This window comes from Desulfobaculum bizertense DSM 18034 (genome assembly GCF_900167065.1).
GTDB lineage: Bacteria > Desulfobacterota > Desulfovibrionia > Desulfovibrionales > Desulfovibrionaceae > Desulfobaculum > Desulfobaculum bizertense.
On sequence record NZ_FUYA01000003.1, the window covers coordinates 1 to 13,770 of the forward strand.

Below are 13,770 nucleotides of genomic sequence, written 5' to 3' on the forward strand. Positions count from 1 at the left end.
ACAAGTTTGAATTTCATTCACGCGAAGCGTGGAGGGAATTCAAACTCGATGAGGATACGTAAGGGAATCATTCCCTTACGCGGGGGTTTGGGGGCGGCGCCCCCAATCTTCCACAGCGCCTAATAATTGCTTCGTCGCGAGACGCGGATCAGACGCGGAGCAAATAGCGGAGACGACGGCGACACCGTCAGCGCCAGCCTGAATAAGCTCTGCGGCGTTGGCAGCAGTAACGCCACCAATGGCGACGAGGGGACGCGACGTGCTGGCGCGGAGATTGCGAAGCCCACCGAGTCCCCACGGGGGAGCGGTATCGAGCTTTGTTGGCGTGGAAAAGACAGGACTGACGCCGTAATAATCGACATCAAAAGCTTCTGCCTCACGAGCCTGCTCAAGGGTCTCGACAGAGAGACCGAGAATCGCGTTGCTGCCAAGGAGCGCACGAGCGTCGGAAGGATGCATGTCTGACTGCCCAACGTGCACACCGTCAGCCTTGCAGGCAAGGGCAACATCAACCCGGTCGTTAATGATGCACTTGGCACCGGTGCCCCGAAGAGCGGCCATGACGGCACGGGAAAGCTCGACAAACTCACGCGTGCTGGTCTGCTTCTCCCGAAGCTGAATAAGACGGGAACCACCCGCAACGGCCTGCTGAACAGTCTCCAAAATTCCACGAGCAGCGCATAGACGGGGGTCAGTGACAAGATAAACCCGCAGATCACATTCCCGAGACATTAGTCTTCCTCCACCTGCACACAGCCGAGCAAATCATCCTCATCAAGAGAATACAGGGCATCATAAAAATGAAGCTGAAGCGTTCCGGGACCAGCGGCGCGTGAAGCGGCCATAGCTCCGGCAGTGCTCATGACATGCATGGCGTGGACCGCAGCGTCAAACGGAGACTCCACAACAGCAAGCATCGCACCGACAAGGCTGGTCGCAGTGCAGCCGAGACCTGTAACGCGAGGCATAAGAGAACTGCCACCAATGACGCGTACGCCACGATCTCCGTCTGTCACGTAGTCCTCTGGACCACTGACACAGACAACGGCCTGCGCTTTGCGAGCCAGCCCCCTGGCAAGCTCTTTGACCTCAAGAGCGGCAAGCTGCGAGTCCACACCTTTTGTCTGTGTGTCTGCACCCTGCGGAGCCTCAATGCCAAGGGCCGCAGCAAGGGCCATTATCTCCGAACCATTGCCTCGTATCACGGCGGGAGAGGCACATTCAATGAGATCAAGCGACGTCTGGGTACGTAAGCGGGAAGCACCAGCTCCAACGGGGTCCAGCACAACAGGGACCTTTTTCGTGCTGGCAATTTCTCCAGCTTTTTTCATACTCTCAATCCACGGAGCGCTCAGCGTTCCAATATTGAGAACGAGCGCCTGTGAAATGGTCAGCATCTCATCCAGCTCCTCTGGAGCGTGCGCCATAAGAGGAGACGCACCAAGAGCGAGGAGCGCGTTGGCGGTGTTGTTCATAACAACAAAATTCGTGATGTTGAGGACAAGAGGTTGCGCTTTTCTGAGCGCAGAAACAGCATTCCAAACAGAACTTTTTTCAGTCATGACAGTACCTTTCTCAGTCTGATCCATATTTTATAAATTTTTGTTTGATACTCAAATAAAACAGGAGTAAGACATTTTGAGTTTCAAACAAAAGGAGTTTCACTATGCTTTCTTCTGTCTTCTGGGTTTCGATTCAAAGCAGCTTTGCAATTGGTCTGCTCCACGGCGTTAACCCCTGCGGGCATTCCTGGCTCGTGCTGACGCCCTTCATCAATCCGCAGGGCAAAGGGTCACGTTTACGAAAAATTACTGCAAGCTTTCTTTTGGGCACAGCACTCGCATGTCTGCTTCTGGGCCTCACACTCGGACAAATTTCTACGTTTATCCCTGCAGGATTTGCAACAGCGATTGAGCAGGGAATCAATATTCTGCTTATCATTCTTGGCCTGACCCTTGTCATCCGCCCCAACTTACTGCACAGTCATGACCACGAGCATTCCTGCTCTCATGGTCACCACCACGAACACGATGCGCAGCATCACCACGAGACTGCGCACGAAGAACACGGCCATGGTGGGCACACCCACAGTCACAGCATTGCGGACAGGGCCAGCGCATGGGGCATGTTTTCCTTTGGATTTATCAACATGCTTGTCCCCTGTCCCACAGCCGCCATCATGTTTTCCTACGCTCTTCAGTCACACTCCCCGGCACTGAGCAGCACTGTTTTCCTGAGCTACGCAATTGGAACAGCGCTCAGTGTAAGCCTTGTCGTGTATGGGCTTCAGCGGGCAGCACACTGGGCATCCTCGCTCAATAAACCGTGGCTTGAGCCTCTTGTCATGCGGCTGGTTGGACTTTTCATCATCTTGGTCGGAGCTTTTGCGCTGGTCTCTGGTCATTGACCATAACGAGCACCGCTATGAAAAATCTGGAAAAATTCACCAATGTTCTGACGGAGTTTTTCGAAAAATTCTCGTCATGGGAGCACGGAGTTGTTCGAAACAGCTCTTTGACGCTTCCCCAAATGCACACCATTGAAATACTGGGAACGCATGGCCGCCTGCGAATGAAAGAGCTGGCAGCCAAGATGGGCGTCACGACCGGGACACTCACTGTTCTTGTAGACAGGCTGGAAGACAAAAAATACGTCGAACGCCTTCCTCACGAGACAGACCGCCGTTCAATCGTTGTGGCCCTCACCGACCGTGGCCGGGAAGCCTTTGAGGAACATCACCGTCTTCATATGCTTCTGACCTCGGAACTGACGCAAGATTTTTCCGAAACAGAACTTGCAAGCCTGTGTGAACTTCTAGAGCGCATGAGCGCACGTATCTAAACCTGACGTATTCGAGTAGTCATGTCTGCACCTGAACTCCAAGGACCACAAGACACAGTGTGCAGAAAGGCATTGTGGGCAACCGTCCTTATTGTCCTGCTTTTCTGTCCTCTGGCATCAGCCAGCACATTAGCCACGGTTGTGTATACCCGCAACGAACCGTGGGCCATGACCCAAAAGGGAACTCCAGCAGGCGTTTCCATCGACATTCTGAAAGAAGCTGCATCCCGGGCAGACATTACATTGAATTTTCTGGAGGCTCCAGCCCGAGAAAAACAGCGCCTGCTTGCACAGGGAAACGCAGACCTGACCGTCAACGTGCGAGAGGGAGACAAGATCCTGCGCACGTGCGAAACAATTACCCCGGCCTACCTCACAGGCCGCCGCTTTGTGATCTATTCACTGCGGAACTCCGTGGGGAACTACCCGCGCTATGAAAAACTGCGCTGGCATTATGTTGGTATTGTACGGGGCAAGACCTACTTTGAGCCGTTCTATTCCGACAGAAGCATCGCCAAAAAACGATTCCGTACCCTGAGCGATGCCTTTTACCGACTCATGAGTCACAATGTTCATGCCGTTGCCGCGTCAGAGTGCGCAGGAGGCTACTGGCTGTCGCAGCATCAGGACCTGAGTCGGCACATATCGCGAACCCCGATTGCCTTTGATGAGTACCGGCCAATGTATATTGGGCTGTCCAAAAAATCTCCGAATCGAAAGGAGTTGCAGACCCAGCTAAGTCAGGCGCTTATCAGTATGCTTCAGGATGGAAGTATGAAAAGTATCCGAAGCAGGTATCATATGGGATTCTAAAAAGACGCAAAAAGCCACGGTCCATCTGGGCCGTGGCTTTCTTTTTTACGCGATAAAAACTGAGCTAATCAAAATCAGCCAACAGCGCGCCAATGTGCAGATTCTCTGAAAGCGCGGTGTTCTCATACACCTGCTTGATGCGCCAAAGGGCCTGCTGAAGCTGACTGGATGATATACCGTTATTCACAGCTGTGTAGGCTTCCACAAAGGCCGCAAGGTTGTCGCAGACCTTAATCAGCGCTCCATCCTTGGGGTCGTTCTCATCCTCAGTGTACTTCTCATTGAGTTCCTTTCGGGACACCTGACGAACAATGTCATCCCGACGAGCCGTGGGGACAAACTCAGAGCCAACCTCGGAGCCAAGGAAATAGCTCAGGCGCTCGGCAATGTCAGGATACCCGCCATCCCGGAGCCGACACAAGACACGGCGTTCAAGCTCACTGTCCTCGTATTCACGAATCAAACCACCAAGAGGTTCTACAGACTGCTTGACCGGCGAAATGATGTCTCTGGTCAGCACCTCTGGCAGGTCATGGAAGAGCGCAGAAAAAAAGTTGTTGACCCGCTGGGCCTCACTTGCGTCCACGACGATGCTGCAAAAATAGGAATAAGCAGCAACGGTAAAGAGATGGCCCAAGACAGACGTCTCTGGAATGCGGGGAGTCTGTGACCAGCGCGTCTGGAACCGGAGCTGCCCACACAAATAGGCAAAGTGCCCCAGAGTGCTTTCTGCACCTTCCAGCAAATCAGGAATACCGAGCAGTTCTCTGTACTGCTCAAGATCATCCTGAAACTTCTCGTCGATCTGCTGCTTTTCGTCATCCCAGACGCCGAGGTTTTTTATGAGACCAAACTCCCAGCTTGAGGCATACTGATGCGAGGCATCCAGAATCTGGGTTGCCAGACTGTCTGGACGTGGGGCAAGAAGCCGTTCTTCGAGCCTGCCCCAGAATTCTGGTCCGACAGGTTGCAATCGAGGGGCAAGTTGTCGCAAAACCCATTCCGTGAGCTGGCGGTAATGCGCCGGGTTTTCCTTGATGCGATAAAAAACGGGCGGCTTTATGTCAGTAATGACCAGACGGTAAAAATACTCCATCAGGCCACCCTCGATAATATCGAGTCCGAGCTTCCGGCGTTCTTCTGGAGACATTCCCCGCGAGTTCAGAACATACAAGGCCCATGCAACCATCATTTTGTGGCCCTGTTTATCAAGCTCACACAAATCTATTGGACGGAGTTTGTCATTCCAGCGTTTCATGTATGCACCGGAAAAAATGAACTGCAAAAGCCCTTTTCTAATGCTTGACATTTTGTCTCCAGAAAGTTTTATAAATTCTGGTCTACGGTATACGTGCCAAAACCGGAGTGCAAGCAGCGGCTTAAAGAATTTTTCAAAAAGCCAGCGTTCAGGGCTTCCCAAACGGAAAAGTTTCGGTTACTTTGTCCGTCCCCGTTATAATTTCGTCGCGCTCTCAGGGATCTTCAACCCCGAGAGTGTCAGATAAGTACTCACGGCACTTCGTTCCGATTGGACGAGGAGAGAATTTACAATGAAAACATACAGCCCCAAGCCTGAGGAAATCACCCACGAGTGGTTCGTGGTTGATGCCGAAGACAAGATTCTGGGCCGACTGGCTACTGAGATTGCTACGCGCCTGCGCGGTAAGCACAAGGCCGAGTTTGCACCCCACGTTGATTGTGGTGACTTTGTCGTTGTTATCAACGCAGAGAAGATCAAGGTTACTGGCAACAAGCTGGACCAGAAGATGTACTACCACCACACCGGCTACCCCGGAGGCATCCGCGAAGCTAGCCTTAAGGTTATGCTCGAGAAGAAGCCTGAAGATGTCATCATCAAGGCTGTCCGTGGCATGCTGCCGAAGAATCGCCTGAGCACACAGTTGCTGGCGAAGCTTAAGGTATACGCAGGGCCTGAGCACCCCCACACGGCTCAGCAGCCCAAGCCCCTGGACTTCTAGTTCGGTACAGCGAGGGAGATAAGCATTATGAGTCAAGATTTCTTTTACGGAACCGGTCGCAGAAAAACCTCTGTGGCCCGCACCCGTCTTTACGACAATGGCACCGGTCAGATCATCGTTAACGGACGTCCTTACGATGAGTTCTTCCCCCGTGCTACCCTGCAGATGATCATTCGTCAGCCTCTTAACCTGACGAAGAACATCGGCAAATTCGACATCAAAGTCCGCGTGAACGGTGGCGGCCAGGCCGGTCAGGCCCAGGCTATTCGCCACGGCATCACTCGCGCTCTGATGGAGTTTGATCCTGAACTCCGCGGCGGCCTCAAGAAGGCTGGCCTGGTTACCCGTGACGCTCGCGTCAAGGAACGTAAGAAGTACGGTAAGCGCGGCGCTCGTGCCAGCTTCCAGTTCTCCAAGCGTTAAACCAGTTTTCGCGCTTCGAATGTCCAAAGGGCGAATTCGCTTTCAGGCGGGTTCGCCCTTTTTCCATATTTCCGCAGTATTTTACTATAGAATAGAGGTCCTTCTGCCATGCCTCCAAAGATTCGGCCAAGCCTGCTGTATGCAGACAAAGACGGCAAAATTTACGACCATCCCGGCCTGTCCATGCTCACCCGACGTGGCGACGAGTTCGCTCAGCCCCGTCCAGACGATCTGACACCACTGCCTCCGGGAAGTGACCTGTTCCTTTTGCCGGGACGCCGGGCCGTTGGCTTTGATGAAGAAACTGGCGAGGCTATCGAACTCGAAGAAAATGCTGTAGCAGCCTTTGTATGCCCAGGCTACACCGTCACAGGCATTGCCGCTTATGACACGGACGAAGACGCGCCCATGCTTTCGCTGGCCGCCTTTGCCGCAGTCGGCTACGCCAATGGCAAATTCTGGGTTGCTGCCAAAAAAGTTGACGAAGACCGCAGACAGGTCTTTGACCACATCCCCAATTCCCGCATTGAGTCTGGCGCGCAGAAACTTCTGCGAACGTACCCAGACAACCGCCTGCTCGGCCACCTTGCCCGCTGCGCCCTGACCTTCTGTTGCCCGGCAGCAAAAAATCTCGCTCTGGGACGCTATGAAGCACCGCTTCCGACCTCCCAGACCTGCAATGCCCGCTGCATTGGCTGTATTTCTTACCAGCCCGAAGACTCTGGCTTTGAGTCTCCACAGAACCGCATCACCTTCCGCCCCACACCGCATGAAGTGACGGAAATCATGGCCCTGCACAACAAGCGCGAGAAAAAGCGCCCGGTCTATTCGTTTGGACAGGGATGTGAAGGCGAGCCGCTGACAGAAGCCAAGCTGCTGACCCAGTCCATCCAGATGTTCCGTGATGCAGGCGGCACAGGTACGGTCAACATCAACACCAATGCCAGCCGCACCGAGACCATTGAGCCTCTGGCCAAGGCAGGGCTGGACTCCATTCGCGTTTCCATGAACAGCGCCAACCCGTCGCTGTACAAGGCCTATTATCGCCCCAAGGGCTATGAGGGTCTGGAAAACGTCAAGGACACAATCCGAGAAGCCAAAAAGAACGGCATCTTTGTTTCCCTGAACTACTTTTTCTTCCCCGGTGTCAGCGACACCGAAAGCGAACTGGGCATGCTTCAGGACTTTGTGACCGACCTCAAAGTCGACTTCATCCAGTTGCGCAACCTGAACCTTGACCCAGAGCTGTACCTGAACCTTGCAGCTCCCTACGTTCCCGGTCCTTCAATGGGCTTTAAGAACTTCAAGCGCCGACTGAAAAAGGCCGCGCCGTGGGTCAACTTCGGATACTTCAATCCGTTCCTTGAAAAATAGCGACACGCGCCACAAAAAAGAGCAGTTCTTTTGGAACTGCTCTTTTTTTATGTTCAAGCAACTTGAAGAATAAGAATTTTGCCTTTTGTATTTTTATACAAGCAATATACTTTTCTTTATTTCAGAAGAATAACCTTTCTTTCTCTCTTGCATTGACACAATCTATCAGTAGCCCTATAGATATTCAAAAGCGAATATGCAGTGTTTAACAGAGATTTTATGTGTAAAAATTTTTTACACTATGTAAAAAAACTTTTAACACAGTATACATCCCTGTATGAGTGCCTTATGCAACCTCTCTGCTGGCACAGCTTTCCCTCTGTTTTACAACGCATTTTCTCTTCTGGTGTATGGTCATGCACCTGTCCGCGTCGTCCCGCATGCGGCATGTGCATCTGGAGCGCCCTTGTGTCCCCAAGAGCGCAACACCCACTCAACCGTTTCCTGTTTTTCTCGAACGGTACTTCTGGTGACCTCAGCCCAGACCTGTACATGACAAAACGCACTCTCTGGTTTTGTAACACAAAAGCCCCCTGTAGGCCTTTTTCTGGGTCCCCTGTCCCGTCTCAAAACCCAGAATACGAAACCACGTGGTTTTCCGCATCGCTGCATTCCCAAAGGTCACCAATGCAGAGGCAAGCCAAGCGCACGCGTTTATTCAAAACAGGCCATAATTCTCTATCGGAGGAACAATGAATCCTTTCACTTTTGAAAGTCCAACGCGCATGTTTTTCGGTGAAGGCCAGATTAAAAACCTTGCGAATGAAATCCCTCTCGATAAAAAAGTCCTCGTCACCTATGGCGGCGGCTCCATCAAAAAAAATGGCGTCTACGACCAGGTCAAAGACGCTCTCAAAAATCACAACTGGGATGAATTCCACGGCATCAAGTCCAATCCGCAGTACGATATTCTCATGGAAGCCGTCGCCAAGATTAAGGCCGAAGGCTTTGACTACCTTCTCGCGGTCGGTGGTGGCTCCGTCATTGACGGCACCAAATTCATCTCTGCTGCTGCCAAATGGAAAGGCGGTGATCCGTGGGACATCCTCACCGATCAGGCCCCTATTTCAGAAACGCTCCCCATTGGCGTTGTCCTGACTATTCCGGCAACGGGTTCCGAAACCAACGTGCTCGCCGTTATCTCGCGCGGCAAAGACAAACTCTGCCTCGCCTCCCCTCTCGTTCGCCCCAAATTCGCCATCATGGACCCCAAAGTCAGCCTCAGCCTCTCACCCCGTCAGGTTGCTAATGGCGTTGTCGATGCCTTTGTTCACGTCATGGAGCAGTACATGACCTACCCGGTTGGTGGAAAAGTACAGGACCGTTTCTCCGAGGGCGTGCTCTCAACGCTCGTCGAAGAAGGCCCCAAGGCGCTCGCCCACCCAGAGGACATGGACGTTCGCAACAACATCATGCTGGCAGCATCATGGGCACTCAACGGCCTCCTTGCCACTGGCGTTCCGCAGGACTGGTCCACACACTGGATTGGTCACGAAATCACCGGCATTTATGGCATCGATCATGGCCGCAGCCTAACAATTGTCTTCCCGGCCCTGCTCCAGTACTGCCGCAAGGACAAAGGGGACAAAATTGCCCAGTTTGGCGAACGCGTCTTTGGCATCACTTCTGGCAGTAAAGATGAACGCATCGACGCCACAATCGCCAAAACCATTGAATTCTTTAAAAGCATGGGCGTACCGACCCACCTGTCTGATGTTCAGCTCAACGAGAGCCACATTGACGAAGTGGTGCAGTACCTCGCCAAGCACAAGATGACCCACATGGGCGAACACGAGAAACTCGGCCCTGAAGACGCCCGAGAGATTCTCAAGCTCGCCCTCTAAAAGCATACAGCATCCCACCTCAACAAAGGGCAGTCCCTTCCACGGCTGCCCTTTTTCTTCCCCAGACTCCAGCCAGCGCCGAGCAAGGCCATAAAAAAAGCAGAACCAGTCAGGTCCTGCTCTCTTGGTCTTTGCCCACAAAAAAAGCCCCCACAAAAGTGGGGGCCTTACGGTCAATGTGGCAGGCCAGGTAGGATTCGAACCTACAGCATCCGGTTTTGGAGACCGGCGCTCTAGCCGTTAGAGCTACTGGCCTGCGCTACGTGATGAGTTTTCCCTCACCGCGCTTGGGCAAAATCCACAATAACCTGTTCTTTGTCAAGCTCTTTTTGATTTTTTATTTCACCAATCATCCAAGCTTTCTCTCCCATGCCCTGGGCACGGTTCATCACGTCTTCGGCAACATCTTCGGAAACGATCAGGATGTAGCCTATGCCGCAGTTAAAAATCTGCAGCATTTCAGGCCAGCTGAGTTCACCCTGTTCTTTGAGCCAGAAAAATACCGGAAGGATATCCCAGCTTCCAAAGTTGATGTCTGCCACAACGCCGCGAGGCAGGATTCTTGGAATGTTGTCATAGAAGCCGCCACCAGTCACATGGCACATGCCCTTTACGTCAATATCGCGGATGATATTGCGGACAGTCTCCACATAGATACGGGTTGGCTCCAGCAGGACTTCCGCCGCGGTACGGTCAGTACCCGGGAAAGGATCATCTCCTTTGAGTCCAGCCTTGTTCACAAGCTTGCGCACCAGTGAATAGCCATTGGAGTGGACACCAGAAGAAGCAAGACCGATAATCTTGTCGCCGGGGCGAATGGACGAACCGTCAACAATGTTGGCATTATCAACAACACCAACACAGAAGCCGGACAGGTCATACTCACCGGGCTTGTAGAAATCTGGCATCTCAGCAGTCTCGCCGCCAAGCAAAGCGCACTGGCCCTGCTTGCAGCCATCAACAACACCAGAAAGAACATTTTCTGCGGTGTCGACGTCGAGCTTGCCCGTTGCAAAATAGTCAAGGAAGAAAAGCGGTTTCGCACCCTGCACCAGAATGTCATTGACACTCATTGCCACAAGGTCGATACCAATTGTATCATGCCTGTTATACTGGAAGGCAAGATTCAGTTTGGTTCCAACGCCATCAGTTGAGGCGACGAGAACCGGCTCTTCCATGTTTGAAGAGTCCAGCTTGAAAAGACCGCCGAACCCACCAATGTCAGTCACAACTCCACCGGTAAAGGTCGAGCTGACCATAGACTTGATCCGGGAAACGAACTCATTGCCGGCGTTGATGTTGACGCCTGCGTCGGTATAGGCCTTTGCCCTGTCTGTCATGGAATGTGCTCCTTGCGGTGAAAACGGCTTGCCGTTTGGGTCGGGAGTCGACTTATAAGAATTTCACAGCCGAAATTCAAGGGAGATTTTACATGATACAGAGTATATCCCTTTTTTATAGGGCTACGATAGTCACAACAGCAGTAGTTTTTTGTCTTTTTCTCACTTTTTCTGGACCTACACCAGCCCAAAGTGGTTCTACCCCTGATACGGCACAACATCGCGAGGACCAGTCCTTCGGCACAGAAAACAGCGATGAGGGCATCATCATGGGACAAGATCCGCGCACGGGTGACCGTGTTGTCCGCTCCAAAGCTCGCGAAACAGACAACGAACCACAGCAGAACTATTCAATGCCTCTGGTCATTGAGCCAGACATTTCTATTTCTCCAAATAAAAGCAGAATCAAAAAGAAGGGTAAATAACAGATCGCAAAAACTAAAGGAGGGGCCATGCGGCAGGCATCCCTGTGGACCACAAGCGACAATCAGACCGTTCTCTGCCAGCTCTGTTCTCATTTTTGCCACATTGATCCCGGCGGTCGCGGACGCTGCGGCGTACGCATCAACCGTGATGGCACACTGTTCACTCTCGCGGACACAGTAGCGGCCATTCACTCTGACCCCGTCGAAAAAAAACCACTCTTTCACTTCTTGCCGGGCACCAAGACAATGTCTTTTGCGGCAATGGGCTGCAATTTTGCCTGTTCATGGTGCCAAAACGCGCCACTCTCCCAGCTCCCGCGTCAGGGCAGCTCTCCTCAGGGGCAATGCATTCGCCCCGAAAAAATCGTTCAGATGGCCCTTTCCGAGGGCTGCGACAGCATTTCCTACACCTATTCCGAACCAACGATTTTCTTTGAACTCATGGAAGACACGGCAAAGCTCGCGCATGAGGCCGGACTCAAAAACATCATGGTCTCAAACGGCTTCCAAAGCCCCCAGTGTCTGCACAGGCTTGGCCCGCTCATGGATGCAGCCAACATAGACCTCAAGGCCTTTGCCGAAGACACCTACGAGCAGCACTGTGAGGCCCGGCTCAAACCCGTTTTGCAAAACCTCAAGCGCATCAAGGCATTTGGCTGGTGGCTTGAGGTGACGACTCTTGTTATTCCAGACCTCAACGACAGCCCAGAAGAACTGGGCGACATTGCCCACTTCATTGCGGAAAGCCTTGGGGTCGAAACGCCGTGGCATGTGTCGCGCTTCCATCCAGACTATCAGATGTCTGACCGGGGACCGACGCCCACATCACGCATTGAGCAGGCCGTCGAAATTGGAAAAAATGCAGGACTCCAGTTTGTTTACGCAGGAAATATTGCGGGACACATGAGCGAAAGCACATTTTGTCCAAACTGCGGAGAAATGCTCATTGAGCGGCGTGGCTACACGCTTGGCAAGCATATCCCCGGTGCTGTCTGTCCGGGATGCGGCGCGGCTGTGGCAGGAGTTTTTGCATAAAAATGCTCTGAGCCAAACTATTTGCTTGCATTGGGTAATGCTTTTCTGTAAACACCTCTTCACACGGGGCGTGGCGCAGCCTGGTAGCGCGCCTGCTTTGGGAGCAGGATGCCGGGAGTTCAAATCTCTCCGCCCCGACCATATGACCGCAAAAAGGCTTACAGTTTTCTGTAAGCCTTTTTTTTGCCTCGCGCACAAAAAATGCCCTCCAAAACAGAGGGCATCTCTTTTTTCATGTTTGGGCAAAAATCTGAGCTACCGTGTGGAAGCCGCAGAAACCCTGCTCAGCTCCCACACGACATTTGACTGCTTATCTCAGAGGCTCGCACTCCAGCACAGTTCCATCACGCAACACGACTTTTCTCACCTCAACCTGAGTATCAAACTTCTTTTTCTTAGAAACAAAAATCGCATTGTCCCTCAGGCTGAACGGATTCAGTTCATGCGTCCAGCGACCCATAAGATCTGTTTTGGTCTTGCTCACTTCTCCCCCAAAAAGAAACGGACCAACGCGCTGGCCTTCTCCGCAGTCCACAACAATCGACAAATGCACAGACTTTGCTTCATGATTTTTCAGTATGACATGCGTCGTGAATTGAATCTGGGTCAGCTTTCCCGTTTCACTATCCGGAATCTTCTTTGCCCATGCCTCTTTGGTGGTCACATAGTGTGCAATCTTTTCGCGCACTTTTTCATTCCGGGCGCTGATCTCTTTATTCAGCTTTTGGCGTTGCAGCTCATTATCCCTTTCAATAATGCTCAAAATTTCCTTGAGATTATCCACCTCTGCAACCTGCCAGTATCCTTCCTTTTTCCGAAGCAAAAGCCGCAGGTCGAAACTGCTTGTCTTATCCGTCGGAGGGACAACGAGCGTCGCATAACTTACGTCTCCCTGCCGCTCTACAGAAGGAAAAGACGTAATTTTCTCTCCAAGCTTCAAAAAATCATTGGCAGCAGATCCCTTTTTCCCCTTCCCTGAGGGATCTCCCTGCTTTTCTATGGCCTGCTCAAGGGCTTGAGTCCAGCCTTGCACAAGCCGTGGCTTCATCATCATGATAAGCGTTGCGCCAAACTCATTGCCAATGCGTTCCAGAGGATTATTGTCCGTATTTTTCGCTTTGGCTTCTTCCACGCTCTGCTCTAAGATATCGTCGACGCCCTTATCCAGAAGCCCTTCGATGTCGACATACTTCCGAAATGATTTCAGGTCGTGCTGAGTCATGGCTTTTCTTGCCTGCAACAAAGAATACGTCGGGCTATTCACCCAGTACCAAAAGCCGACAGATGCGCCCAAAAGGCACACAAGCCCCACGATCAAAAATTTTTTGTTCATCCTTCCAGTCCTTCCCTCTCCCCTCTCACCGTGAATACTTTGCGCCATAGAAACGCTTTTGTGCACCTCAAATCGCCATCCCTCGATACAAGAAGTGCCTTCAAAAACAGTAAAAAACGATAAGCAGATACGATATACGCAGTAACTCGGCAAGCTCTTCATTGATTTTTTATAGCCTAGTCAATTGCTTCCTTCTCCCTTTTCCTGATTCTTCCCGCATTCTGGTCAGTTTTTTCTGCAACACAGACCGTTCAAGACAAGGAAACGCCCACCTTTCCAAAAGCACCGCTTCCGGCCATTGCTCCAGCGCGCAAAATGTGGCAGATAATACACAATTTCCTTTTGCTTCGTGTCCTTCATCCG

General features: G+C 52.0%; 14 protein-coding genes and 2 tRNA genes. 10 read left to right on the forward strand and 6 right to left on the reverse strand.

Annotated features, from left to right (window positions below; all coding sequences use genetic code 11):
* Positions 1-75 precede the first annotated feature (75 nt).
* Complete coding sequence (gene thiE, locus B5D23_RS05015; protein WP_078684326.1) at positions 76-732, reverse strand: thiamine phosphate synthase; 657 nt, start codon at positions 730-732, stop codon at positions 76-78.
* Positions 732-1,562, reverse strand: coding sequence for a hydroxyethylthiazole kinase (gene thiM, locus B5D23_RS05020; protein ID WP_078684626.1), 831 nt, complete (start codon positions 1,560-1,562; stop codon positions 732-734). The genes thiE and thiM overlap by 1 nt, the downstream gene beginning before the upstream one ends.
* Before the next feature lie 104 nt (positions 1,563-1,666).
* On the opposite strand from thiM, the gene B5D23_RS05025 reads away from it, so the two are divergent.
* Genes B5D23_RS05025 through B5D23_RS05035 form a run of 3 tightly spaced genes read left to right on the forward strand, consistent with a single transcriptional unit; the run spans position 1,667 to position 3,654 of the window.
* The gene (locus tag B5D23_RS05025; RefSeq protein ID WP_078684327.1) at positions 1,667-2,407 is read left to right on the forward strand and encodes an urease accessory protein UreH domain-containing protein; all 741 of its coding nucleotides are present in this window, start codon (positions 1,667-1,669) and stop codon (positions 2,405-2,407) included.
* A gap of 17 nt (positions 2,408-2,424) precedes the next feature.
* The gene (locus B5D23_RS05030; protein WP_078684328.1) at positions 2,425-2,841 is read left to right on the forward strand and encodes a MarR family winged helix-turn-helix transcriptional regulator; all 417 of its coding nucleotides are present in this window, start codon (positions 2,425-2,427) and stop codon (positions 2,839-2,841) included.
* A 21-nt stretch (positions 2,842-2,862) separates the two neighbouring features.
* A complete protein-coding gene (locus tag B5D23_RS05035) occupies positions 2,863-3,654 on the forward strand; it encodes a substrate-binding periplasmic protein (protein ID WP_078684329.1) in 792 nt (263 codons plus the stop codon).
* A gap of 64 nt (positions 3,655-3,718) precedes the next feature.
* Here B5D23_RS05035 and B5D23_RS05040 read toward each other — a convergent pair whose 3' ends face one another.
* Entirely contained in the window at positions 3,719-4,963 is a 1,245-nt protein-coding gene (locus B5D23_RS05040) for an HD domain-containing protein (protein ID WP_078684330.1), read from the reverse strand.
* Between the two features lie 241 nt (positions 4,964-5,204).
* Between B5D23_RS05040 and rplM the strand changes: the two genes are divergently transcribed.
* From rplM to B5D23_RS05060, 4 genes are all read left to right on the forward strand, one after another.
* Positions 5,205-5,633 carry a 50S ribosomal protein L13 gene (rplM, locus tag B5D23_RS05045; RefSeq protein WP_078684331.1) on the forward strand — a complete coding sequence of 143 codons (429 nt, stop codon included), beginning with the start codon at positions 5,205-5,207 and terminating at the stop codon, positions 5,631-5,633.
* 27 nt (positions 5,634-5,660) lie between these two features.
* A complete protein-coding gene (rpsI, locus tag B5D23_RS05050; protein ID WP_078684332.1) occupies positions 5,661-6,056 on the forward strand; it encodes a 30S ribosomal protein S9 in 396 nt (131 codons plus the stop codon).
* A gap of 108 nt (positions 6,057-6,164) precedes the next feature.
* Positions 6,165-7,430, forward strand: a complete 1,266-nt coding sequence (locus B5D23_RS05055) for a radical SAM family protein (protein WP_078684333.1) — start codon at positions 6,165-6,167, stop codon at positions 7,428-7,430.
* A gap of 692 nt (positions 7,431-8,122) precedes the next feature.
* Positions 8,123-9,274: an iron-containing alcohol dehydrogenase gene (locus tag B5D23_RS05060; protein WP_078684334.1), complete on the forward strand. Its 1,152-nt coding sequence runs from the start codon at positions 8,123-8,125 to the stop codon at positions 9,272-9,274.
* A gap of 179 nt (positions 9,275-9,453) precedes the next feature.
* Here B5D23_RS05060 and B5D23_RS05065 read toward each other — a convergent pair.
* Positions 9,454-9,530 (reverse strand) — tRNA-Trp (locus tag B5D23_RS05065).
* A gap of 22 nt (positions 9,531-9,552) precedes the next feature.
* On the reverse strand, positions 9,553-10,614 hold the full coding sequence (gene purM, locus B5D23_RS05070; protein WP_078684335.1) for a phosphoribosylformylglycinamidine cyclo-ligase: 1,062 nt from the start codon (positions 10,612-10,614) through the stop codon (positions 9,553-9,555).
* A gap of 269 nt (positions 10,615-10,883) precedes the next feature.
* On the opposite strand from purM, the gene B5D23_RS15010 reads away from it, so the two are divergent.
* The 3 genes from B5D23_RS15010 to B5D23_RS05080 all read left to right on the forward strand — a co-directional run bounded on the left by B5D23_RS15010 (position 10,884) and on the right by B5D23_RS05080 (position 12,215).
* The gene (locus tag B5D23_RS15010; RefSeq protein ID WP_159445917.1) at positions 10,884-11,039 is read left to right on the forward strand and encodes a hypothetical protein; all 156 of its coding nucleotides are present in this window, start codon (positions 10,884-10,886) and stop codon (positions 11,037-11,039) included.
* 27 nt (positions 11,040-11,066) lie between these two features.
* Positions 11,067-12,074, forward strand: a complete 1,008-nt coding sequence (amrS, locus tag B5D23_RS05075; protein WP_078684336.1) for an AmmeMemoRadiSam system radical SAM enzyme — start codon at positions 11,067-11,069, stop codon at positions 12,072-12,074.
* A gap of 64 nt (positions 12,075-12,138) precedes the next feature.
* Positions 12,139-12,215: transfer RNA gene (locus B5D23_RS05080), tRNA-Pro, on the forward strand.
* A gap of 169 nt (positions 12,216-12,384) precedes the next feature.
* On the opposite strand, the gene B5D23_RS05085 is transcribed toward B5D23_RS05080, so the two are convergent.
* A complete protein-coding gene (locus tag B5D23_RS05085; RefSeq protein ID WP_078684337.1) occupies positions 12,385-13,407 on the reverse strand; it encodes a DUF2939 domain-containing protein in 1,023 nt (340 codons plus the stop codon).
* Positions 13,408-13,770: the final 363 nt, after the last annotated feature.